Origin of the sequence: Nonomuraea glycinis (assembly GCF_035920485.1) — a bacterium.
Taxonomy (GTDB): domain Bacteria; phylum Actinomycetota; class Actinomycetes; order Streptosporangiales; family Streptosporangiaceae; genus Nonomuraea; species Nonomuraea glycinis.
In genome coordinates this window covers 9,220,817-9,243,362 of the sequence record NZ_CP109166.1, presented here as the reverse complement: position 1 = coordinate 9,243,362, position 22,546 = coordinate 9,220,817, and the positions used below count along the sequence as shown (strand labels likewise).

The following is a 22,546-nucleotide window of genomic DNA, read 5'->3' as shown; positions in this document are numbered from 1 at the left end:
GCTCCCGGCACGCGGGGCTCAAATATCCTGAAAGCAGTATGGGAACTCCTGCGTTGTCCTCTCCGCTCTCCGACCTCCATTCCCGCCTGCCCGACCTGATGCCGCGCGACCAGCGGCGACTGCGGCGCAGGCTCGACGGCGTGCGCCGGGTGCGCTCCCGCGAGGCACGGGAGAAGATCACCGCGGAGATCCTCGCCGACGTCGAACGGGCCGAGCGGCGGCTGGCCGGCCGCCGGGCCGGCATGCCCACGGTGACCTATCCGGAGAACCTGCCCGTCTCCCAGCGGCGCGACGACATCCTCGCGGCGATCCGCGACCACCAGGTCGTGATCATCGCCGGTGAGACCGGGTCCGGCAAGACCACCCAGATCCCCAAGATCTGCCTGGAGCTCGGCCGTGGCGTCCGCGGCCTGATCGGCCACACCCAGCCGCGCCGCATCGCCGCCCGCACCGTGGCCGAGCGCATCGCCGAGGAGCTCGGCACCGAGCTCGGCCAGGCCGTCGGCTACAAGGTCCGCTTCAACGACCAGGCGAGCGACCGCACGCTGGTCAAGCTGATGACCGACGGCATCCTGCTGGCCGAGCTGCAGACCGACCGGCTGCTGGAGCAGTACGACACCCTGATCATCGACGAGGCGCACGAGCGCAGCCTCAACATCGACTTCATCCTCGGCTATCTGAAGCAGCTCCTGCCCAAGCGCCCCGACCTCAAGGTCATCATCACCAGCGCGACCATCGACCCCGAGCGGTTCTCCCGCCACTTCGACGACGCCCCGATCATCGAGGTCTCCGGCCGCACCTACCCCGTCGAGGTCCGCTACCGCCCGCTCAACGACGAGGACGACCAGACCCAGGGCATCGTGGACGCCTGCCGCGAGCTCATCAGCGAAGGGCCGGGCGACATCCTGGTCTTCCTCAGCGGCGAACGGGAGATCCGCGACGCCGCCGACACGCTGGCCAAGGCCGAGTTCCGCAACACCGAGATCCTGCCGCTCTACGCCCGGCTGAGCGCCGCCGAGCAGCACCGCGTCTTCCAGCGGCACACCGGCCGCCGCGTCGTGCTGGCCACCAACGTGGCCGAGACCTCGCTGACCGTTCCCGGCATCAAATACGTCGTCGACCCCGGCTACGCCCGCATCTCCCGCTACAGCCACCGCACCAAGGTGCAGCGCCTGCCCATCGAGGCCGTCTCCCAGGCCAGCGCCAACCAGCGCAAGGGCCGCTCGGGCCGCACCTCCGACGGCATCTGCGTCCGCCTGTACGAAGAGGACGACTTCCTCGCCAGGCCGGAGTTCACCGATCCGGAGATCCTGCGCACCAACCTGGCCTCCGTCATCCTGCAGATGACCTCGATCGGGCTGGGCGACATCGAGGGATTCCCGTTCGTCGAGCCGCCGGACCGCCGCCAGGTGAAGGACGGCGTCAGCCTGCTGCACGAGCTGGGCGCCTTCGACGCCCAGGGCGCCATCACCGCGACCGGCCGCAAGCTGGCCAACCTGCCGGTCGACCCGCGCCTGGGCCGCATGGTGCTGGAGGCCGAGAAGAACGGCTGCCTGCGCGAGGTCATGGTGATCGCCTCCGCGCTGTCCATCCAGGACCCGCGCGAGCGCCCCGCGGACAAGCAGCAGCAGGCCGACGAGAAACACCGCCGCTTCGCCGACCCCGAGTCCGACTTCCTGTCCTACGTCAACCTGTGGAACTACCTGGGCGACAAGCAGAAGGAGCTGTCCTCCAGCGCGTTCCGCCGCCTGTGCCGGGCCGAGTTCCTCAACTACCTGCGGGTGCGCGAGTGGCAGGACATCTACAGCCAGCTCCGCCAGGCGCTCGGCGCCCACCCGGGCACCCAGACGGCCGACCCCCGGCAGGTGCACGCCGCGCTGCTGGTCGGGCTCCTGTCGCACATCGGCGTCAAGGACGTCATGGACAAGCAGCGGCCGGCCGAGGGCCGCAGGCCCATCCAGGAGTACATCGGCGCCCGCAACGCCCGCTTCGCCATCTTCCCCGGCTCGACGCTGGCCAGGAAGCAGCCCCAGTGGGTGATGTCGGCCGAGCTCGTGGAGACCTCACGGCTGTGGGCGCGGGTCAACGCCAAGATCGAGCCCGACTGGGTGGAGCCGCTCGCCCAGCACCTGGTCAAACGCAACTACTCCGAGCCGCACTGGGAGAAGAACCAGGGCGCGGTGATCGCGCTGGAGAAGGTCACGCTGTACGGCGTGCCGCTCGTGGTCGGGCGCAAGGTCAACTACGGGCGGATCGATCCGGAGCTGTCCCGTGAGCTGTTCATCCGGCACGCCCTGGTCGAGGGCGACTGGGACAGCCACCACACCTTCCTCAAGGCCAACCGCAGGCTCCTCGACGAGGTCGAAGAGCTGGAGAACCGGGCCCGCCGCCGCGACATCATGGTCGACGACGAGGCCCTGTTCGACTTCTACGACGAGCGGCTGCCCGCCGACGTGGTGTCGGCCCGGCACTTCGACTCCTGGTGGAAGAAGGCCCGGGCCGAGCAGCCCGAGCTGCTCACGTACTCGCCCGAGATGCTCGTCAACGAGGGCGCGGACGTCAGCGTCCGCGACTACCCCGACAACTGGCGGCAGCTCGGCCAGCGGATGAAGCTCACCTACCAGTTCGAGCCGGGCGCGGACGCCGACGGCGTGACCGTGCACGTGCCGCTGCAGGTGCTCAACCAGGTCAACTCCGACGGCTTCGACTGGCAGATCCCGGGCCTGCGCGAGGAGCTCATCACCGCGCTGATCCGGTCCCTGCCCAAGCAGCTGCGGCGCAACTTCGTGCCCGCCCCCAACTTCGCCAAGCAGGTGCTCGCCGCCGTCAAACAGGGCGCCGAGCCGCTGCTGGAGGCCGTCGAGCGGGAGCTGCTGCGGCTGACCGGGGTGCGCGTGCCGCACGACGCCTGGCAGCTCGACCAGGTCCCCGACCACCTGCGGATCACCTACCGGGTGATCGACGAGCGCAAGCGGACCGTCGCCGAGGACAAGGACCTCGACGCGCTCAAACGCCGGCTGGCCCCCCGCCTGCGCAAGACGCTCTCGGCGGCGGCCGACGACCTGGAGCGGACCGGCCTGCGCACCTGGAGCTTCGGCACCCTGCCCCAGGTGTTCGAGCAGGGCCGGATGAAGGGCTACCCGGCGCTGGTCGACGCCGGCGAGTCCGTCTCCATCAAGATCTTCGAGACGGAGGCGGAGCAGCGCCGCGCCCACTGGCCGGGCATCCGCCGCCTGCTCCTGCTCAATGTCACCAACCCGGCCAGGTCCCTGCTGGGCGGCCTGTCCAACCAGGCGAAGCTGGCCCTGTCCCGCAGCCCGCACGGCGGCGCGGTCGCGCTCTTCGACGACGTGGTCAACGCGGCCGTGGACAAGCTCATGCGCGACGTCGGCGGCCCCGCCTGGGACCCGGCCGGCTACGACCGCCTCTACCAGCACGTGCGCGCCGACCTGCACGAGACGGCGGCCGAGGTGCTGGCCAGGGTGGAGCAGATCCTCAGCGTCTGGCACGCGATCGGCGCGCGCCTCGACGGCCTGCGCGCCGGCGCCTCCACCGATGATGTACGGGAGCAGCTCGGCAAGCTCGTCTACCCGGGCTTCGTCACCGCCACCGGCCACGGCCGCCTGCCGGACGTGCTGCGCTATCTGCGGGCCATCGAACGCCGCCTCACCAAGCTGCCCGAGGAGCCCTGGCGCGACGAGGAGTGGATGGACCGGGTCCACAAGGTCGAGGACGACTATCAGGACCTGCTGGACCGGCTGCACCCGGCGCGGCGCGCCGATCCGGACGTGCGGGAGATCCGCTGGATGATCGAGGAGCTGCGGGTCAGCTTCTTCGCCCAGACCCTGGGCACGTCGACCCCGGTGTCGGAGAAGCGCATCGGCAAGGCGATGGAACGGCTCATGCCATGACGGTGCGCGCTCGGCCCACGGTGCGGACGCCCCGGATCTAAGCCCCGGTCTTGAAGATGGAGGTGTCGAGCTCGATGTCGATCGGCTTGGGCAACTGGATCGGGGCGCCGAGCGCCACCTGGTTGACCGCGCGATAGACGCCGTCGTCGATGTCGCTGTGGACGGTGACCGAGGGGGACTTGGCGATCGGGTCGATCAGCAGGTAGATCGGAATGCCGCCGGTCGCATAGAGCAGGGGCTTCTCCGTGCGATCCCGGCCGGCGCTGCCGTGCGAGACCACTTCGGCGACCATGATCAACGCTGAGGAGAGCAGCTCGCGGGTCCCCCAGAGCGGGCAGCCGAGGGGAGCCAGCACGAAGTCGGGCTCGACCGGCTCACGGGGCCCTTCGATGCACACATCGACATTGCCGGCCCATGCCTCCCAGCCCTTCTCATCCATGATCGCATCGAGCGCGCGGTTGAGGCGCATCGCGTGACGACCATGCTCGGGGGTGCCGACAGGGCTCACGATCAGGTTCCCTTCGATGACGTCGGCCCGGAATCCGGGCAGCTCGGGAAGTGCGTCGAACAGCTCTCGAGCGGTCTGCGGCATCCGCTTCGTGCTGGTCGGCGCGAACGTGGTGTATTCGTCATGCCGGGTCACCATGGCAACCATGAAATCTGTCCCTTCGTATTCGAACGGGCACGCTCAGTATTCCACGCCCTGTTGCTGGACGCACCCGTGCGCGGAGGGCCGGGCGGGCAGGTTCGCCCAGGGCTGAGCCGGTGTCCGGGGTGGGGGTCCGTACAGTTGAGGGGTTGTCCGGATGAAGGGGGATTTTGGTGATCAAGGCTGTGGTGTTCGACGTCGGGGAGACGCTCATCGACGAGACGCGGATCTGGACGCGGTGGGCCCGCCGGCTGGGGGTGAGCCCGTTCGTGCTGATGGGGGCGCTCGGTGGGATGGCGGCGCTGGATCGGTCGCATCGTGCGGCGTTCGAGCTGGTGCGGCCCGGTCTCGACATCGGCGCGGAGCTGGTGGCGTGGGAGCGGGACGAGCCGGACGATCTGCGCAACCATTTCGACGCCGACGACCTCTACGCCGATGTGCGGGAGGCGCTGGCGGGGCTGCGGGCGGCCGGATATCAGGTGATCGTGGCCGGGAACCAGCCGACGAGGGCCTATGACGCGCTGGTGGCGATGGAGCTGCCGGTGGACTCGGTGCACACCTCCGACGGCTGGGGGGTGGCCAAGCCGGCGCCCGAGTTCTTCGCCAAGGTGGCGGCGGTCGCGGGCAGGGAGCCGGGCGAGATCCTTTACGTGGGGGACCGGCTGGACAACGACGTGCTGCCCGCCTCGGCGGCGGGGATGCGGACGGCGCTGCTGCGCCGGGGGCCGTGGGGGTTCCTGCACGCGGAGCGGCCGAAGGCGGCGCAGGTCGCCGACGTCATCGTCGACGACCTGCACGGCCTGCTCCCGGCGCTGAGGGACATGGCCTGAGACTCAACGGCCTGCTCCCGGCGTCGGGGGACACGGTCTGAGACAAGGGCCTGCTCCCGGCGCTGGGGGACATGGCCTGGGACAGCCGACGGTTCGCGCGGGCTATCCCATCTCGTCGTCGCGCTCGATGTGGATGGCCCGTTCCTCCGACGACAGGTCGCCGCCGTCCGCGCCCCAGTCCTGGCCGAGCTCCCGGCCCTCGGAGTCGGGTTCCAGCCCTTCGTCCGGCTGGGTGAGCCGGTGCCCGGGGCGCCGCACCCGCGTCCGTTCAGGCGCCTCCCGCCTCAGCCGCTCGTCCAGGGTGTCCACGTGCTGCGGGTCGTCCTCGCGAATCTCGTGGTTCATGCCCTGGTCGTCGGTCCATTCCGAGACCTCGATGTCCTGCTCGTCGCTGTATCCGAATCGGTCCGGAGGAAGTTCGCTCATAGTCGCCCCCTACCCAACCGGCGGGCCGAAACGCTAGGACGTGGACTGGCGTAGTGCCTGTTCCAGCTCTTCCTTGTCCATCTGGGACCTGCCGGGGATGTCGGCTTTCTGTGCCTGCTCGTACAGCTCGGCCTTGGTGACCTCGCTCAAGGGGCCGCCGTTCAGGGCGCGTAGTTCCTCGTCGCGGCGCTGGGCGAAGGCCTCGCCGAGCTCCTCCAGCCGCTTGGCGCCGGCCTGCCGGGCGAGCTTCGGCAGGAGCTCGCTCTCCTCCTCCTCGACGTGGTGGTTGACCGAGTCGACGAGTTTCTCCAGCGTCTCGCGGAACTCCTTGGTGCCCGGCCGGGCCCGGACGAGGGCGTCGAGCAGCACCTCGGCCTCCTTGTGCTCTTCCAGACCGTGGTGGGCGTCGATGCCGGGGTAGACCCGGTCCTCCTCCGCGCGGGCGTGGGCGATGAGGAGCGCGTGCAGTTCGGCCACGGTGGCGCTCGGGTCGCCCTTGCCGGACGTGAGGCGGGCGAAGAGCTCTTCGACCTTGCGGTGGTCACGGGTGATCAGAGTGATGACGTCGGTAGCCATGCCGTCCGTCGCTACCCGCGATCGCGTGGATCAGGCGTTCTCCAGCGCCGGGCGCAGGGTGATCGGCCGGCTGACCGGGCGGCGGGCGAGTCTGGCCAGCGTGAGGGCCGCGAGCAGGGTCGCGGCCAGGCACGCGACGCCGCCGGCGTGCAGGGCCGCCCTGGGCCCGAACGCGTCGCTGAGCCAGCCGAGCGCCGGCCCGCCGAGTGCGCCGGAGGCGGCGCCGACCATGCCGACCGCCGCGATGACCCGGCCGCGCATGGCGTCGGGGCTGTCGAGCTGGGCGCGGGCGGAGACCGCGGTGTCGACCAGGATGGCGCCCGCCGCGATCGGCAGCATGGCGCCGGCGAACGTGGCCAGGGACGGCATCAGCCCGCTGAGCGCCTGCAGCAGGCTGATGGCGAAGGCGGCGATCAGCAGCAGCCGGATCGACAGCCGCGGCCGGGAGGCGGTGAGGAACCCGCCGGCCACGGTGCCGATGGCGAACACCGTCGACAGCAGGCCGTAGCCGCCCGCGCCCGCCGCCAGCGGGCCCGCGCTCATCGCGGCCATGGTCACCTGATAGTTGCGGCCCAGGCTGCCGAGGACGAGGGAGAGCGCGAGGACCACCAGCAGCCAGGGCGTGCGCAGCACGTACCGCAGGCCCTCCCTGATCGCGCCGGGCTGCCGCTCGGCGGCGGCCAGCCGGTGGAACTCCGCCGGGCGCATCAGCGCGACTCCGGCGATGACCGCGAAGAAGGTGAGGGCGTTGACCAGGAAGAGGCCGCCCTGGCCGGTGAAGGGCAGCAGCACGCCCGCCAGCGACATGCCCAGGATGCGGCCGCCGGAGTTGATGATCGAGCCGAGCGCCATGGCGTTCGGCAGGTCGGCCGGGGGCACCACCTCGGCGCCGAACCTGCCGAGGGCCGGCCCGCCGAGGGCGGAGACCACCCCGCCGGCCAGGGCCACGGCGTAGATGGGCAGCACCGACTCGGTGCCGGCGAACGCGATGGCGGCCAGCGCGGCCGCGAGCGCGGCGTGCGCGAGCTGGGAGACGATCACCACCGGGCGGCTCGGCAGCCGGTCCGCCAGCGCCCCGCCCCACATGCCGAGCAGCAGCGTGGGCAGCGCCTGCATCACGAGACTGAGCCCGACGCTGGCCGCCGAGCCCGTCAGGGTCAGCACGAGCCAGTTGACGCCGAGCACCTGCATCCAGGTGCCGGTGATCGAGACCAGGTCCGCACCTGCCCAGAGGCGGTAGTTGTGATGACGTAGCGCGCGGAACGTTGAGGAGTCGAGTGACAAGACTTGTCCAGTGCTTGAAGGTGCGGACAGGTCTCAGAACACGGTGCTCACCGGGCCGGATTTCCGATTTGCCCGAAAAGTGAACTAAATCACCTTGTGCGAAGGTTTAGCGGCGGGCTTGTAGCTGCCGGCCAGGCGGGCCAGCTTGAGGCTGAGGTGCAGCGCCAGTCGCTCGCCGCCGTCCTTCAGGTCGGTCCCGGCCAGCTCCTCCACCCGCTGCAGCCGGTAGTAGAGCGAGGTGCGGTGCAGGCGCAGCGCGCGGGAGGTGGCGACCGCGCTGCCCGCCAGGTCCAGGTACGTCTCCAGCGTCTCCAGCAGCGGCAGGTGCTGCTCCTGGCCCAGCAGCGGCGCCAGGCCGGGGTGCAGCTCGCGGTCGGGCCAACGGGTGAGCATCCGGTAGACGCCCAGCCGCTCCCACGGCACCGAGCGGCCGAGGTCGGGCACCCGGGCCGCCACCTCGGCGGCGTGCCGCGCCTCCGCGTAGGAGCCGGCCGCCTCGGCCAGCGCCGGCCTGGGCCGCCCGACGCCGACGGCCACCGGCACGGACATGGCCGCGTGCAGGTCGTCCGGCGAGACCGGGGGACCCGCGACGAGCAGCGCCGCGTGGTCGTAGCGGACCAGGTGCAGCGGATGGTGGCCGCTCAGCCGCCGGCGCAGCGCGAGCAGCCCCTGCTCCAGCGCCAGCCGCTGCGCCTCGTCCGGCTCGTCCGCCAGCGGCCTGGCCACCAGCACGGTCACCGCCAGCGCCTGCGGGAAGGCGCCCGCCTCGATGAGCTGACGGGCCGCGTCTCGCTCGCCGAGCAGCAGCCCGGTGACGGCCTCCAGCTCCCGATGGGAGGCGAGCCCGCTGGCCAGGCTCTCGTGCAGCAGCCCCAGGGCGAGCACGGGCGCGGCGGCGGCCGCCTCGTCGACCTGCGCGGCCGACATGACCGGCTCGGCGTCGATGAACCAGAGGAAGCCGAGCAACCCCTCCTCATGCCGTACGGGAACGCAGACGCGGGGCAGCAGGCCGAGGCGCGGCGCGCCCGGGGTGCGCAGCGGGACGGGGGAGTCGTGCACGCCGGCCGCCCGTAACCACTGCCGCACCTCGGGCGTGCTGGTCCGGCGCAGGATGGAGTCGCGGCGGATGTCGTCCATGGCGCCGTTCTGCTCGCTGTAGGCGACGACGCGCTGCACCCGATCCTCGAGCAGCAGCGGGCGGCCGAGCCGAGCGGCGAGCTCGTCGACCATCCGCTGAAGGTCTGCCACAGATGCCCCCATATGGGTGTTTCAACAAGTGTCGGAACCAGCACTACACGTCTTCCCTACAGTTGTCCGGTGATCTCGGTCAATAAGCTCTATAGCGTCGATCCGTGATAGCCCCGAAGAAGCTCTTGAAAGGGTTACTGGCGGCCCTCGTGATGGTCCCGCTGAGCCTGATGGCGACCCCCGCTTCCGCAGCACCCCCCGCTGACGATCCCGAGCACCCCTGGCGGCACGACCACTGGCCGCAGACCCAGCCTTGGCAGCGCGACGCGCCCGAAGACGACGCCCAGCTCCGGCGCGGTCAGCCCACCGGCGGCATCAAGCCGATCGACCCGCAGAACTGGGAGAACCCCGACCACATGACGTGGGCGGACTACAAGAAGATCCCCGGCGCCAAGTGGAGCGACCCGAGCGCCAAGGGCTCCAAGCGCACCTTCAAGGGCGCGCTGGTCCTGCTCGACTACCCCAACCAGCCGTTCGTGGTGACCCAGCCGCAGGGCTCGACGATCTTCGCCAACCCGAGCGCCCAGGCCCACGACGTGCCCCGTGACCAGGTGGCGAAGTTCTACCAGGACTTCCTCAACACGCCCAACGAGATCAACAAGGGCCACACCATCCACGAGTACTGGATGGAGGACTCCGGCGGGCGCTACGGCGTCGAGCTGACCGGGTTCGGGCCGTACACGATGCCGGGCAAGGACCACGAGTACGCCATGGAGTTCCAGGGCGGCACCGGCTGCCCCTCGGGCGACTCCTGCGACAAGGACCTGCGCGCCCACGGCAACGCCGCCTGGCTCGCCGACGTCGGCCAGGAGGTCGCCGGGCAGTTCGACTTCGTCTTCTACCTGAGCGCGGGCCAGGACGAGTCGTCCACCTGGCAGGAGTTCGGCATGATGAAGTTCCCCACCAAGGAGGACGTGCCGGACGCGTGGGGCCCCGAGGGCGACGACAGCCTGCCCAACTGGTCCGACACCCGCTACGTCGAGTGGACCTCCTGGCAGGCCGGATCCACCTTCTGGCCCAACGCCCGCTTCGGCGTCGACTCCGTCCAGGCCGAGAGCTCGGGCATGGGGGTGTACGCCCACGAGCTGAGCCACATCATGGGCATCGCCGACAACTACAACAACCCGTACGGCGTGCCCCCGCGACGGTCGTACACCGGCATCTGGGAGATGCTCAGCCGCGGCAGCTTCAACGGCCCCGGCGGCCCGCACTCCCGCTGGCTGATCCCGCCCACCTCCGGCGCGTCCATGGGCGCCCAGCACATGCTGCGCAACAAGATCAAACTGGAGATGGTGGACGAGCAGCACGTCCTGCGCCTGTCGCGCGAGGCGCTCGACGAGTCCGGCCTGGTCACCGCCCGGGTCACCGCCCGCGCCGTGCAGCCGGGCAGGAACGGGCTGACCGGCGTCAACATCGCCTTCGACACCGGCGACAAGAGCCCGGCCTGCGACGCGCGGACCGATCCGCTCTGCGACGGCGGCGGGTACGACAACTACACGGTCGAGGTCGTGGACCGGATGGGCACCGACTCCTTCACGCCCGACTCCGGCGTGCTGCTGGCCAAGACCAAGAACGCCGACCGGGCCCCGTTCGAGTGGGTGATCGACGCCAACCCGCAGGACATCGGCATGACCGACTACGTGATGCCCGACGGGCTCAAGGTGCCGATCACGATCGGCGACTACCGCCAGTTGTCCGACGCGCTCTTCCACGCCGGCACCGACTCCGGCAGCGAGTACGAGTACGTGGACCAGGCCAACCGGCTGCACTTCTACGTCACCGACGTCGAGCGGGACCGCAAGGGCGTGCTGTCCTACACGGTCGCGATCCGCTCCCTGGACGGCGCGGGACCGCAGCGGCGCGGCGTCAGGCTGCTGCCCGCCGCCGGCATCCCGTCCGGCAAGAACATCTCCACCTGTAAGTTCCCGCTGTTCAACACCGGCAGGCCGGCCCCCGCGCGGGGACAGCACCCGGAGGACGTCAGCGCCCACCTGAACACCGACGTCTACCGGCTCAAGGCCGAGGCCTCCGGCAAGGGCTGGACCGCCCAGGTGCCCAACGCCCTGGCCGCCGTCGACTTCGGCGAGCACGCCACGGTGACCGTCAACGCCGTGCGCGACACGGGCGGCGCTCGGCTCGGCCGGGTCAAGCTGACCGCGACCTCGGAGAGCGATCCCGGCAAGACGGTGACGGCCACCTGTCACGTGATCGGCTGACAGGTGAACGATGGGGTACGGTCGGCGCGGACCGTACCCCATCGGCTTGAATCACCCCTAAGGAAGGGGAATCCGGTACGTGTCAGACGAGGTGGACAGACCACGGCGACAGCGCGGCAAGATCGGGGTGGCCGCACCCGTCGCCGCGGGGATCGCGGCGGCCGCGGCCAGCATCCTCGCCGCGTCGCTCGAATGGGAGATCCCGCCGATGGCCAAGGTGGGGGTGACGGTGGCGGCGGCGCTCCTGGTGGGCGTGGCCACCTGGGCCACCACCACGACGACGCGTCCCAGGCCCGCCGCCCCCGCCGAGCCGGCCTCCCGCCCGCCCGAGCAGTGGCCGCCCGTGCCCGAGCACTTCACCGGCCGCGCCGAGGCGCTCGCCGAGCTGCGCGAGGTCTTCGCCGCCCGCCGCAGGTCCGCCGCCGCCTCACCGCCGCTGGTGGCCTCGGTGTACGGCAGGGGCGGCGTCGGCAAGTCGGCCCTGATGGCCCGGTTCGGGCAGGAGATCGCCGACCGGTTCCCCGACGGCCGCCTCTACGCCGATCTGCGCGGCGGCGTCGACGCCCCGGTGCGCCCCGACGAGGTGCTGATCGGATTCCTGCGGGCCCTGGGCGTCCGCCTGACGACCGACCCGGGCGGCCTGGAGGAACTGCGCAAGCTCTGGCTGACCTGGACCAAGGGCCGCAGGATCCTCATCGGCCTGGACAACGCGCACAGCGCCGAGCAGGTCAAGGCGCTGATCCCGGCCGAGCCCGACTGCGCGGTGCTGGTCACCTCCCGCCAGCCGCTGTTCCTGAACGGCACCTACGACACGCAGCTCGGCGTGTTCAGCGAGGCGCACGGCGTCGAGTTGCTGGCCAGGCTCGCCGGCGGCGCCCGGGTGGTGGACGACCTCGACTCGGCCAAGCGCATCGTCCGGCAGTGCGACCACCTGCCGCTGGCGCTCAACATCTGCGGCGGCCGGCTGGCCACCCGCGGCCAGTGGACGCTGCGCCAGATGGCCGACCGGCTGGCCGACGTGCGCCGCCGCCTCGACCAGCTGGAGCTGGCCCCCACGGTGGACAAGAGCGTGCGCGCCTCGGTGCAGCTCAGCTACGACGACTGCACCGGCATCCAGCGGCGGCTGCTGCGCCTGCTCAGCGCGCTCAGCGGGGCGCCCGACGTGCCCGGCTGGGTGGCGGGCGAGTTGCTCGACATCTCCGGGCTGGACGGCGCCGACCAGCTCGAGGCGCTCATCGACGCGCAACTGGCCGAGTGCTCGGGCACCGACATGACCGGCACGATGCGCTACCGGCTGCACGACCTCGTCTCCCTGTTCGCCGCCGAGCCGGCCCTCGGCGACGACCAGGACCGGCGCCGCGAGGCCCTCGAACGCGTGCTGCACGGCTACCGCCGCCGCGCCGAGGACGCCGCCCAGAACCGCTGGCCACAGGACTGGAGCAAGACCGGTCGCCGCTCCGACGCCGACGGGCAGATCCACGCCGGCGACTGGCTGAACGCCGAGCGGCTCACCCTGATGTCCATGGTCCACCTGGCCAGGCAACTGGAGATGTGGGAGGTGACCTGGGGGCTGGCCAGGGCGTTCTGCTCGCTGTGCCACTCGCTGCGCGCCTACTGGGCGGACTGGCACGCGGTCGCCGACCTCGGCTGCGAGGCCGCGGCCAGGGCGGGGGACCGGCGCGCCCAGGCCATCTCGATGCTCGACCGTGCCGCCGTACAGGGTGGGCAGGGTGGGCAGGAGCGGGGCCGCGCGGACGCCGAGTGGGCGCTGGAGGTGTTCACCGAGCTGGGCGAGACGTGGTGGGCGGCCAGGGCGATGCGCACCGTCGGCATGACGCTGTTCAGCGACGGCCACCTGGACCGCGCGCAGGAGTACCTGATCGGCGCGATCACCGCGTTCAAGGGCGAAGGGGACTTCTGGTGGATGGCCCGCACGCAGCGCAACCTGGCCGAGATGCGGCTGGCGGAGCGGCGTCCCGAGGAGGCCAGGCAGTTGCTGGAGGAGTCGCTGGAGGTGTTCGAGCGGATGGGCAACCGCTACTCCGAGGCGCAGACGCTGCGCGTCTACGGGGAGGTGCTCGCCGCCCAGGCCCGCGGCCTGCACCGCGCGGGCGAGCACCGGGCGGCCCGGGACGACTTCGTCAGGGCGAGCTTCAGCCTGGACCGGGCCGGCGAGATGTTCAAGCAGCGCGGGGAGCTGTGGGAGGAGGCCCGCTGCCTGCGCGCCGCCGGTGAGGTCGGCGACCCCGCCAACGGCCTGCGCGAGCTGGACATGGCGCGGCGGGCCGAGGAGATGCTGGCGGCGCTCGGCGACACCTGGGGGGTGGCCCGCAGCGGCGTCTCCCTCGGCAGGGTGCTCGGCCGGCTCGGCCGGATGGCGGAGTCCGAGCACGAGCTGAGCAAGGCCGTACGCGCCTTCGAGGAGCTGGGCGACCGCTGGTGGATGGCGCGCAGCCTGCTCTACCTGGGCGAGGCGCAGCTCGACAACGGCGGCGGCGGCGCGGCCGCGCCCCCGCTCACCCGGGCCAGGGACATCTACCGGCGGCTGGGCAACGAGGCCGGCCTGCGCAGGACGCTGGAGCTGCTCAGACGAGCGGGGTCCTGATCAGCTCGCCCGCCGCCTGCCTGGCCTCGTGGATGCTCCGCTCGAACAGCATGCGCACCTGCGTGGCCTGGTCGGCGAGCTCCTTGATGTGAGCGTGGGCCAGCTCGTCGCGCACGGTCTCGGCGACCAGCCGCTGATAGTCCGGGGTGCGCGCGGCCAGCGCCTCCAGCCGGCGGTGCGCGTGGAAGACCTTGTCCGCCTTCACCACCTGCTTGGCGTAGCGCTCCAGGTTGCGCACCCGCTTCGACAGCGACGTCCAGGCCGCGTCGAGGGCGGTGCTGTACGGCTTGAACGCGTCCTCCAGGCCCGTGGGCAGGTCGCGGGGGACCAGTTTGCGGTGCTCGGCGTGCATGGCCGACAGCTTCGCCAGCCGTTGCGCGATCTGCCACACCTCCTCGGGCAGCGACACCCGGTTGTCCACCGTGTCGATCAGCCCGGCCTGGTGCACCTGGGACCTCAGGACGGCCGCGCAGGCGTCCTGGGCGCGGCGCAGCAGCACCTGGCAGGGGTAGTCGAGGTCCTCGGGAAGGATGTAACGGTCCGCGTACTGGTGGGCGAGCCCCAGCCGTCGCCTGGCGTCGCGGTCGGCGCCGTCGGTCACCAGCCAGCGCAGCATCGCGATCATGGTGACGCCCGCCCCCGCGACGGCCGTCGCGGCCAGGCTGCCGGTCACCAGCCCGACCACCAGCAGGAGGCCGGGCAGCAGGAACAGCCAGGCGGAGCTGGTCGACGACGTCGTCCGCCGGCCCGTGCGCGCCATGCGGAGCACGTGGGGGTTCAGCCGTAACTGGGCCGCGATATCCGGGGGCAGGGTTGGATCGATCACCAGCCGAGGGGGCAGAGCTCGCGGAACCATACGTTCATGCTGCGTTATGAACCTCGAATCCGCTGAGGTTTCGGTGGACATATAGGGTCAACCTGGTGAACGCGATGACGAGATGGATTGATCTGACGGGCGCCGTCAACGTCCGTGACCTGGGCGGACTGCCCACCCGTGACGGCGGCGTCACCCGAAGTGGCCGGATCATGCGCGCGGACAACCTTCAGGGACTCACCGAAGCCGACGTGTCCCGGCTGGTCGGCGACCTGAAACTCCGGCATGTCGTCGACCTCCGCTCCACCCCCGAGGTCACGCTGGAAGGCCCCGGCCCGCTGACCACGGTGCCCGAGGTGACCCACCACCATCTGACCCTGTTCGCCGAGGGAGGCAGGCACACCGACGTCGAGGCCGACCGCATCGACGGCGACCGGGTGCTGCCCTGGAACGAACGCCAGGAGGACAGCGAGCTGCGCGTCACCGGCTTCTACTACGGCTATCTGCGCGACCGGCCGGACGCGGTGGTGGCGGCGCTGCGCGCGATGGCGCTGGACGACGGCGCGGCCGTGGTGCACTGCGCGGCGGGCAAGGACCGTACGGGCGTGCTGTCGGCGCTCGCGCTCGACGTGGCGGGCGTCACCCGGGAGGCGATCGTCGCGGACTACGCGGCCACGGGGGAGCGCCTGGAGCTGATCCTGCGGCGGCTGCGCGGCAGCCTCACCTACCGGGACGACCTGGACTCGCGCCCGGCCGACGACCACATGCCGCGGCCGCGCTACATCGAGCAGTTCCTGAGCGTGCTGGACGAGCGCTTCGACGGGCCGCAGGGGTGGCTGGCGCGCAACGGCTGGACCGCCGACGACAGCGCCGCCATGCGTGCCCGCCTGCGCGAGTGACTGAGCCGGTCCGCACCGGTTTGCCCGCGCGAGTGAGTCAGCCGGTCCGCACCAGCCTGCTCGCGTGGGTGGCTCAGCCGGTCCGCACCACGATCCCCTGGGTGGCGGACAGCTTGGCCGCCTCGATCACGGCCAGCGCCTCCAGCGCGCTGTCCGCGCTCACCGGCGGCTGCGCCCCGGTCCGCAGCGCCGTCGCCACGTCGCGGTAGAAGTCGAGGTAGGCGCCGGACTCGGTGGGCACCGGGCGCGCGTCGGCGTCCGTCCCGGCGACGCCCCACCGCTCCTCGCCCTCGTCGCCGAACCCCGCCGCCAGCGGCGACAGGCCCGCGCGCAACCGCTCCTCCTGTACGTCCAAGCCGTGCTTGACGTACGCTCCCGCGCTGCCGAGCACCCGGAAGCGCGGCCCGAGCCGGGCCGTCATGGCGCTGACCCACAGATGCGAGCGGGCGCCGCCGGCATGCTTGAGCGCGATGAAGGTGTCGTCGTCGGCCGCGACCCCCTCGCGCCGTACGTCGCTCTCGCAGTAGACCTCCCGCACCGGCCCCAGCAACCGCACCGCCTGGTCGACCAGATGGCTGCCGAGGTCGTACAGCAGACCTCCGACCTCCTCGGCGCCGCCCGCCTCCCGCCAGCCGCCCTTGGGCGCCGGCCGCCACCGCTCGAAGCGCGACTCCAGCCGCAGCACCCGGCCCAGCGCCCCCTCGTCGAGGAGCCGGCGGACCGTGAGGAAGTCGCCGTCCCAGCGCCGGTTCTGGAAGACGGTCAGCATGAGCCCCCGCTCCCGGGCCAGCTCCACCACCCCGCGCGCCTCCTCGACGGTCCGCGCGAAGGGTTTGTCCACGACCACCGCCTTGCCGTGCGCCAGCGCCTCGCCGGCCACGGCCACGTGGGTCCGGTTGGGGGAGGCGACGACGACGAGGTCGCACAGCCCCCACAACCCGGCGACGTCGCCCACGGCCGCGGCCCCGTAACGAGCGCGCACCTCGGCCTGCCGCCGCGGATCGCGCGTCACCACGGCCGCCAGCGCCAGCCCGTCGGCCGCCTCGATCAGCGGCGCGTGGAAGACGGCGCCGGCGGTCCCATAGCCGACCAGCCCCACCCTGATCTCATCCATCGCCCCAGGCTAAGGCCTATTCGTCGTCGCGCTCGGCGAGGAACCGCTCGAACTGGGCGGCCAGCTCGTCCCCCGTGGGCATCGGCGTGCTGTCGGCCATGAGGTTCTCCCGGTCGGCGCCCGCCGCGAAGGCGTCGTACTGCTGCTCCAGCCCGGTGATCGCGCCGGACAGCTCGGCGGAGGCCTGGATCTGCTCCTCGATCTCCGACGTGGTGCGCTGGGCCGCCTCCCGCAGTCCGTCCATCGGGAAGACCAGGCCGGTGTTGCGGGTGATCGCCTCCAGCGCGGCGACGGCCGCGCTCGGGTATTCGGCCTGCGAGAGATAGTGCGGTACGTGCACCGCGTAGCCGGCCACGTCGTGCCCCTCGGCGCCGAGCCGGAACTCCAGCAGCGCGGCGGCACTGCCCGGCACCTGGACCCGGCCGAACGCGCTGGCCTGCGGGCTGATCAGCTCGGGACGGCTGGCGTGCACGGTGACGCCGAGCGGGCGGGTGTGCGGCACGGCCATCGGGATGCCGTGCATGGTCACCAGCCTGCTCACGCCCAGCCGCTTGACCAGCGCGCCGACCGCCCGGGTGAACAGCTCCCACTGCACGTCCGGCTCAGGCCCGCTGAACAGCAGGAACGGGGTGCCGGTGGCGTCCTTGACGATGTGGACGATCAGTTCGTGGCTCTCACACTCCACCCATCTGTCGGTGTCGAAGGTCATGATCGGCCGTCGCGAGCGGTAGTCGATCAACCGGTCCACGTCGAACGTCGCGACAACCCGGTGCTCCAGCTCGGCCAGCAGGTGCCCCAGCGCGAGGCGCCCCGTGGATCCGGCATCGACAAAACCGTCGAAGTGGTACAGCAAAACCGGATCGGCCAGCTCGGGCACATCATCGGCGAGCTCATATAGATCCGTCGGGTCGAACACGGTTGGACAGCCTTTCCCTAGGTACTCTCATCCAGAACCTACGGCGAGCCGGAACGATTCCGTGCAGGGCACCCTATCGAGGCAGAATGCGAAGTATGGACGGGGACTCAGAGCTGGAAGGGTTCGCCACCAAGCTGTTCGCGCTGGCCAGAGCCGGGGAGACGGATGACTTGCGGGCTTATGTGGAAGCCGGCGTTCCGGCCGACCTCACCAACGGCAAAGGTGACACTTTGCTGATGCCGGCGGCTTATCACGGTCACGCCGGGACGGTCCGAATGCTGACCGGGCTGGGCGCCGATCCGGGCCGGGCCAACGACCGGGGCCAGACGCCGCTCGTGGGAGCGGTGTTCAAGAAGGAGTCAGAAGTGGTCCAAGCCCTGCTCGACGCGGGTGCCGACCCGCACGCCGGGACGCCGTCGGCGGTCGGCACCGCCCGGATGTTCGGTGTCGAGAGCTGGTTCGCCACCGACTCGCCGTAGCGAGAAGACGAAGAAGGGGCATTGCTGCGGCCGTATAGGCAGAATTGACGGTTATTGCGATGGTGGAGGCATGGCTACAACATCCGTACCCCCTGCCCCCCTCCGGATCCCGCCCTTACGCTGTCCGTTCGCCAACGAGGTCAACCCGCACGTGGCCGAAGCCAGCGAGGACAGCTTCGGCTGGCTCCTCGAAACGGGCATGCTCGGGGAGGCCGACATGCTCGAACGCTACAAGAGCGCCCGCTTCGGCTGGCTCACCGCGCGCGCCTACCCGCTCGCCGAACGCGACATGCTCAAGCTGCTCATGGACTGGTGCATCTGGCTGTTCGCCTTCGACGACGGCTTCTGCGAGTCGGAGGACCTCAGCACGCACACGGCGCTCATCGCCAGGGCGCTCCCGGAGATGTTCCGGGTGCTGCACGACATCGAGTCCGACGAGCCGATCACCAACGTCTTCGCCATCTCCCTGCGGGAACTCAAGAAGCGCATCGCCGTCCACGCCCAGCCCGACCAGCTCGACCGCTGGTGCAACGCCACGAAGGAGTACATCTTCGCGCAGGTCTGGGAGGCCGCCAACCGGGAGTCGGACGTGGTGCCGACCCCCCAGGACTACGTGTTCATGCGCCGCCGCACCGGGGCCATGTATCCCGTGTACGCGCTCATCGACATCGCCGGGGGCCACCGGCTGACCCCGGAGGAATGGCACCACCCGGACATCCGCGCGCTCACCGAGCACGCGAACGACCTCGTCGTCTGGGACAACGACCTGTTCTCGTACGCCAAGGAACGCATCCACGACCAGGCCCGCCACAACCTGGTGAACGTCCTGGTCACCCATCGCGGCTACTCCGTCCAGGAGGCGCTCGACGAGGTGGCGGCCATGCACGATCACGCCGTGGCGGAGATGGTGCGGCTACGCGAAGCCGTCGAGACATGGGCCACGCCCGCGGTGCTGGCCTACGTCCAGGGTCTCGAGCACTGGGTCCGGGGGCACATCGAGTATTCCCTGGGCAGCGCACGCTACATCCGTGCCTGGCCGTCGGGCACGCAGTGGACGCAGACCCACTGACCAGCCCGTCTAGGACGGGGCGTCCAACTCGCCCAGCGCGAGCGCGGACGCCTCGTCCAGGTCGAGCCGCGCACCCTCGTCGAAGGCCGCGTTGTAGCCGTCCAGGCCCATGATCCGCTGGCACTCCTTGACGCACTTCTCGTGATCGGTCTCCAGGAACGGAGCGCCGAGCATGGGCAGCCCGGCCGACTTCCAGTTCTGATGGAGGGCGCCGAGCAGCTGGGCCGCCATGTCGACGCGTTCGAGCGCGGTGAAGATCCTGGCCGTGGTCTCCAGCGCGATCAGGATGCCCAGCGTGTCGTGGAAGTGCCGCTTGATGCGCAGGCTCTCCTGGATGTTGCTGAGCGCCTGATCCGTCTTCATCGAGTGCAGCTGGGTCAGGGCCAGCGCCCAGTGCGCGTACGAGCTCACGAACAGCTCGCCACGCTCGGTGCAGACCTGCAGGCAGTCGGTCAGGAGCGATTCGGCCTCGTACATCTCACCCTGGGCGGTCAGCACGATCGACAGCTCGACGATGGCCGGCAGCAGGCCCGGGTTGAGCTCCTTGTTGTCGGTGTTGAACTCGATCGCCACACCCAGCAGCGCGCTGGCCTTCTGCAGGTCGCCCTGGAGGACCGCCGCGGTGCCCTGCATCTTGGAGGCGAGGATGACGGCCCGGGAGTCGCCCACCCTGACCGCTTCCTTGCTGCAGCGCTCGGCCGCCTCCAGCGCGCCCACGCTGTCGCCCTGGGAGCTGCGCACGTAGGACAGCACCCACAGCGCCTTGCACCGCTCCTTGCTCACGCCGCGGTTGGCCTCCAGCGCCCGCTCCAGGTAGAGCCGCCCCTCCCGCTGGAAGCCGCAACACACCCACATGAACCAGAGCGACGACAGCAGTTGCAGCGACAGCACCGACTCGCCCGGCGTGCGCAGCGCGTGCTCCAGCGCCAGCCGCACGTTGTCGTGCTCCTGGCGCATGCGGATGAACCAGTAGATCTGCCTCGGCCCGGACCAGGCGTCCTCGCTGCGCTGCGCCAGCGCGAGGTAGTAGGCCAGATGCCGGTGCCGCAGGTCCTGTGTCTGCCCGAGCTTGTCCAGCCACTCCTCGCCGTACTCCGCGAGCGTGTCGATCAGCTTGTAGCGGACCCCGGCGTGATTGCTCCTGATCAGCAGGATCGACTTCTCCACCAGCCCGGTGACCAGGTTGGTGATGTGCTCGGCGGGCAACCGGTCGTCGGAGCACACGTAACGGGCGGCGTCGAGCTCGAAGTCGCCGGAGAACACCGACAGCCGCGCCCACAGCAGCCGCTCGGCGGGCTCGCACAGCTCGTGACTCCACCCGATGGCCGCGCGCAGCGTCTGGTGCCGGGGCAGCGCCGTCCGGCTCGCGCCCGCCAGCAGGCTGAACCGGTCGGCCAGCAGGCCGAGGATCTGCTCGACGGAGAGCGCGCGCAGGCGGACGGCCGCCAGCTCGATCGCCAGTGGGATGCCGTCGAGCCTGCGGCACAGCTCGGCCACCGCGGCGATGTTCTGCTCCTCCAGCACGAAATCGGGCACCACGGCCCCGGCCCGCGCCGCGAACAGCTGCACCGACTCGTTGGTGAACAGGCTCTCCACCGGATCGTCGCCGGGCACCTGCAGCGGCGGCACCGGCACCACGTGCTCGTACGGCAACTGCAGCGACTGGCGGCTGGTGGCCAGCACCTTGAGGTTGGGCGCGGCCTCCAGCAGCTCGTGGACCAGCTGGGCGCAGCCCTGCACCAGATGCTCGCAGGTGTCGATGATGAGCAGCATGTCCCGCATGCCCACCCACTCCGCCAGCGACTCCGTCTCACTGCGGGAGGACTGGTCGGCGATGCCGAGCGCGGAGGCGATCGTGTGCCTGACCATCCCGGCGTCCTGCAGCCGGGCCAGGTCGGCGAACCAGACGCCGTCGGGATATTGCGCCCGGATCTGGTGCGCCAGCCGGAGCACCGTCCGCGACTTGCCGACCCCGCCGATCCCCGTGACGGTCACCAGGCGCGAGTCGCCGAGGTGCCGCTTGAGGTTGGCGAGCAGCCGCGTCCGCCCCACGAAGCTGGTCAGCTCCGCCGGTAGATTGCCGTCTCGCCGCCATCCTGACGGGGTGGCCATGGGTAGCCTCACGGGGGGATAGGCGACAAATCTGCCTACGCATCGTACCCCCGCCTTCGCCGCCTGTCCCGGCACCGGAAAGGGCGCTGGGGTCGGCTTTGTAGCACTGAGTAGCATGTATGCCGTGACGGAATTTCTCCCGGAGCAGACCTCCGATGACACCGACCAGGGCTGGGGCGAATGGCGCGAGGCCGACCCCGACGACTTCTACCGGGAGAACAAACCACCCCACTGGGGTTGATCAGTAGTCCTTGAGCTCGATGTCCGTGGCGAACCGGTCGGTCATTTTGAGCATCCCGCGGAGCAGCAGCCGGCGTTTGAAGACCCAGTTACGCATCGTGATCCGCGCGCGCGTGCCGGGCGCGAGGAACGGTCCGGCGCTGCCCTGCCTGGCCACCTTCGCATAGCCGCGGAACGCGCTCTCGTAGCCGGCGAACCCGGCCCGGTGATCACCGCGCGCGGCCGCCAGCTCTCCCGCCAGTACGTACGCCCCGACGACGGCCAGGCCGGTGCCGAAACCGCCCAGGGTGTTGCCGTAGGCGGCGTCCCCCAGCAGCACCACCCGGCCCTCGGCGTAGCGGTCCAGCTCCACCCGGCTGATCGAGTCGAGATAGACGTCCGGCGCCTGCGCCACCTTGGCCAAGACCTCGGGGATCCGCCAGCCCCCGCCCCGGTAGGCGTCCAGCAGGATCCGCCGCTGCTGCTCGATGTCGTAACGGTCGTAGTCGAGCGGCTCGGAGGCGAAGACGAAGAACGACGGCGCCTTCGGCCCGCCCAGCGCCACCATCCGGCCGGGCTCGTTGTACATCTGCCCGCCTTCTCCGGCGTCGATCTGGGCCAGCGCGTAGTAGTGGCCGAGGAAGCGCACGTACGCCTCCTCGGGGCCGAACGCCAGCCGCCGCACGTTCGAGTGGATGCCGTCCGCCCCCACCACCAGATCGAAGGTGCGCGGCGCGGCTCGCTCGAAGGTGACGCGCACGCCGTCGCCGGTCTGGGTCAGCGAGCTGATGGAGTCGCCGAAGACGTATGCGCACGTGTGCGCGGTCCGCTCGAACAGCAGGGCCGCCAGATCGCCGCGCGGGATCTCGATCTCCCCGCCGGTGAACTCGCCCGGCATGACCGCCAGCCGCCTGCCGTTCGCGTCGACGATGACCTGGTCGGAGCCGCCCGTCTGGCGTCGCCGTACCTCCTCCAGGATGCCCATGCGGGCCAGCACCGTGCGGTGCGTCACGCCCTTGAAATCGACCGCCTGCCCGCCCGTCCGCAGGGCCGGCGCCTTCTCCACCACGGTGACGTCGCAGCCGTAGCGGTCGAGCCAGTAGGCGAGCGCGGGGCCGGCGATGCTCGCGCCCGAGATGAGGACCTTCATGTTCTGCATGGTCAGGACTGTGCCGGGGA

At 70.9% G+C, this 22,546-nt stretch carries 17 protein-coding genes; 7 read left to right on the top strand and 10 right to left on the bottom strand.

Going from position 1 to position 22,546, the window contains the following annotated elements; genetic code table 11:
• Positions 1 to 38 precede the first annotated feature (38 nt).
• Positions 39 to 3,911 carry an ATP-dependent RNA helicase HrpA gene (gene hrpA, locus OHA68_RS43520; protein ID WP_327105476.1) on the top strand — a complete coding sequence of 1,291 codons (3,873 nt, stop codon included), beginning with the start codon at positions 39 to 41 and terminating at the stop codon, positions 3,909 to 3,911.
• Between the two features lie 37 nt (positions 3,912 to 3,948).
• Here the strand turns inward: hrpA and OHA68_RS43515 are convergent, their stop codons facing one another.
• Positions 3,949 to 4,566, bottom strand: coding sequence for a Uma2 family endonuclease (locus OHA68_RS43515; protein ID WP_327105475.1), 618 nt, complete (start codon positions 4,564 to 4,566; stop codon positions 3,949 to 3,951).
• A gap of 167 nt (positions 4,567 to 4,733) precedes the next feature.
• On the opposite strand from OHA68_RS43515, the gene OHA68_RS43510 reads away from it, so the two are divergent.
• Positions 4,734 to 5,390, top strand: a complete 657-nt coding sequence (locus OHA68_RS43510) for an HAD family hydrolase (protein ID WP_327105474.1) — start codon at positions 4,734 to 4,736, stop codon at positions 5,388 to 5,390.
• A gap of 102 nt (positions 5,391 to 5,492) precedes the next feature.
• Here the strand turns inward: OHA68_RS43510 and OHA68_RS43505 are convergent, their stop codons facing one another.
• The 4 genes from OHA68_RS43505 to OHA68_RS43490 form a co-directional block, all read right to left on the bottom strand.
• Positions 5,493 to 5,816 carry a DUF5709 domain-containing protein gene (locus tag OHA68_RS43505; RefSeq protein WP_327105473.1) on the bottom strand — a complete coding sequence of 108 codons (324 nt, stop codon included), beginning with the start codon at positions 5,814 to 5,816 and terminating at the stop codon, positions 5,493 to 5,495.
• A 33-nt stretch (positions 5,817 to 5,849) separates the two neighbouring features.
• Positions 5,850 to 6,392, bottom strand: coding sequence for a hemerythrin domain-containing protein (locus OHA68_RS43500; RefSeq protein ID WP_327105472.1), 543 nt, complete (start codon positions 6,390 to 6,392; stop codon positions 5,850 to 5,852).
• A 30-nt stretch (positions 6,393 to 6,422) separates the two neighbouring features.
• Entirely contained in the window at positions 6,423 to 7,676 is a 1,254-nt protein-coding gene (locus OHA68_RS43495) for an MFS transporter (RefSeq protein WP_327105471.1), read from the bottom strand.
• An 84-nt stretch (positions 7,677 to 7,760) separates the two neighbouring features.
• Positions 7,761 to 8,924, bottom strand: a complete 1,164-nt coding sequence (locus OHA68_RS43490) for a PucR family transcriptional regulator (RefSeq protein ID WP_327105470.1) — start codon at positions 8,922 to 8,924, stop codon at positions 7,761 to 7,763.
• 104 nt (positions 8,925 to 9,028) lie between these two features.
• On the opposite strand from OHA68_RS43490, the gene OHA68_RS43485 reads away from it, so the two are divergent.
• On the top strand, positions 9,029 to 11,140 hold the full coding sequence (locus OHA68_RS43485) for a M6 family metalloprotease domain-containing protein (RefSeq protein WP_327105469.1): 2,112 nt from the start codon (positions 9,029 to 9,031) through the stop codon (positions 11,138 to 11,140).
• Positions 11,141 to 11,219: 79 nt separating this feature from the next.
• Complete coding sequence (locus OHA68_RS43480) at positions 11,220 to 13,745, top strand: NB-ARC domain-containing protein (protein ID WP_327105468.1); 2,526 nt, start codon at positions 11,220 to 11,222, stop codon at positions 13,743 to 13,745.
• Here the strand turns inward: OHA68_RS43480 and OHA68_RS43475 are convergent.
• Positions 13,726 to 14,571 (bottom strand): hypothetical protein, encoded by an 846-nt coding sequence (locus tag OHA68_RS43475; protein ID WP_327105467.1) that lies wholly within the window; start codon positions 14,569 to 14,571, stop codon positions 13,726 to 13,728. The two genes, OHA68_RS43480 and OHA68_RS43475, sit on opposite strands and share 20 nt — an antisense overlap.
• Positions 14,572 to 14,675: 104 nt before the next feature.
• Here OHA68_RS43475 and OHA68_RS43470 point away from each other — a divergent pair, with 104 nt between their 5' ends.
• Positions 14,676 to 15,458, top strand: coding sequence for a tyrosine-protein phosphatase (locus OHA68_RS43470; RefSeq protein ID WP_189140837.1), 783 nt, complete (start codon positions 14,676 to 14,678; stop codon positions 15,456 to 15,458).
• Between the two features lie 73 nt (positions 15,459 to 15,531).
• Here the strand turns inward: OHA68_RS43470 and OHA68_RS43465 are convergent, their stop codons facing one another.
• Positions 15,532 to 16,572 (bottom strand): Gfo/Idh/MocA family protein, encoded by a 1,041-nt coding sequence (locus tag OHA68_RS43465; protein ID WP_327105466.1) that lies wholly within the window; start codon positions 16,570 to 16,572, stop codon positions 15,532 to 15,534.
• Positions 16,573 to 16,588: 16 nt separating this feature from the next.
• Positions 16,589 to 17,488, bottom strand: coding sequence for a proteasome assembly chaperone family protein (locus OHA68_RS43460; RefSeq protein ID WP_327105465.1), 900 nt, complete (start codon positions 17,486 to 17,488; stop codon positions 16,589 to 16,591).
• Positions 17,489 to 17,574: 86 nt separating this feature from the next.
• Between OHA68_RS43460 and OHA68_RS43455 the strand changes: the two genes are divergently transcribed.
• Both OHA68_RS43455 and OHA68_RS43450 read left to right on the top strand, forming a co-directional pair.
• Positions 17,575 to 17,967 carry an ankyrin repeat domain-containing protein gene (locus tag OHA68_RS43455; protein ID WP_407674401.1) on the top strand — a complete coding sequence of 131 codons (393 nt, stop codon included), beginning with the start codon at positions 17,575 to 17,577 and terminating at the stop codon, positions 17,965 to 17,967.
• A 70-nt stretch (positions 17,968 to 18,037) separates the two neighbouring features.
• Positions 18,038 to 19,036, top strand: coding sequence for a terpene synthase family protein (locus OHA68_RS43450; RefSeq protein ID WP_327105463.1), 999 nt, complete (start codon positions 18,038 to 18,040; stop codon positions 19,034 to 19,036).
• A gap of 9 nt (positions 19,037 to 19,045) precedes the next feature.
• On the opposite strand, the gene OHA68_RS43445 is transcribed toward OHA68_RS43450, so the two are convergent.
• Both OHA68_RS43445 and OHA68_RS43440 read right to left on the bottom strand, forming a co-directional pair.
• Positions 19,046 to 21,160, bottom strand: a complete 2,115-nt coding sequence (locus OHA68_RS43445) for an ATP-binding protein (RefSeq protein ID WP_327105462.1) — start codon at positions 21,158 to 21,160, stop codon at positions 19,046 to 19,048.
• Between the two features lie 229 nt (positions 21,161 to 21,389).
• A complete protein-coding gene (locus OHA68_RS43440; protein WP_327105461.1) occupies positions 21,390 to 22,526 on the bottom strand; it encodes an FAD-dependent monooxygenase in 1,137 nt (378 codons plus the stop codon).
• Positions 22,527 to 22,546: the final 20 nt, after the last annotated feature.

What these genes read in the sequence shown, in the direction of transcription:
- hrpA (WP_327105476.1), top strand. Translation starts at nt 39, where the DNA reads ATGGGAACTCCTGCGTTGTCCTCTCCGCTCTCCGACCTCCATTCCCGC.
- OHA68_RS43515 (WP_327105475.1), bottom strand. Translation starts at nt 4,566, where the DNA reads ATGGTTGCCATGGTGACCCGGCATGACGAATACACCACGTTCGCGCCG.
- OHA68_RS43505 (WP_327105473.1), bottom strand. Translation starts at nt 5,816, where the DNA reads ATGAGCGAACTTCCTCCGGACCGATTCGGATACAGCGACGAGCAGGAC.
- OHA68_RS43500 (WP_327105472.1), bottom strand. Translation starts at nt 6,392, where the DNA reads ATGGCTACCGACGTCATCACTCTGATCACCCGTGACCACCGCAAGGTC.
- OHA68_RS43470 (WP_189140837.1), top strand. Translation starts at nt 14,676, where the DNA reads ATGACGAGATGGATTGATCTGACGGGCGCCGTCAACGTCCGTGACCTG.
- OHA68_RS43465 (WP_327105466.1), bottom strand. Translation starts at nt 16,572, where the DNA reads ATGGATGAGATCAGGGTGGGGCTGGTCGGCTATGGGACCGCCGGCGCC.
- OHA68_RS43455 (WP_407674401.1), top strand. Translation starts at nt 17,575, where the DNA reads ATGCGAAGTATGGACGGGGACTCAGAGCTGGAAGGGTTCGCCACCAAG.
- OHA68_RS43450 (WP_327105463.1), top strand. Translation starts at nt 18,038, where the DNA reads ATGGCTACAACATCCGTACCCCCTGCCCCCCTCCGGATCCCGCCCTTA.
- OHA68_RS43440 (WP_327105461.1), bottom strand. Translation starts at nt 22,526, where the DNA reads ATGCAGAACATGAAGGTCCTCATCTCGGGCGCGAGCATCGCCGGCCCC.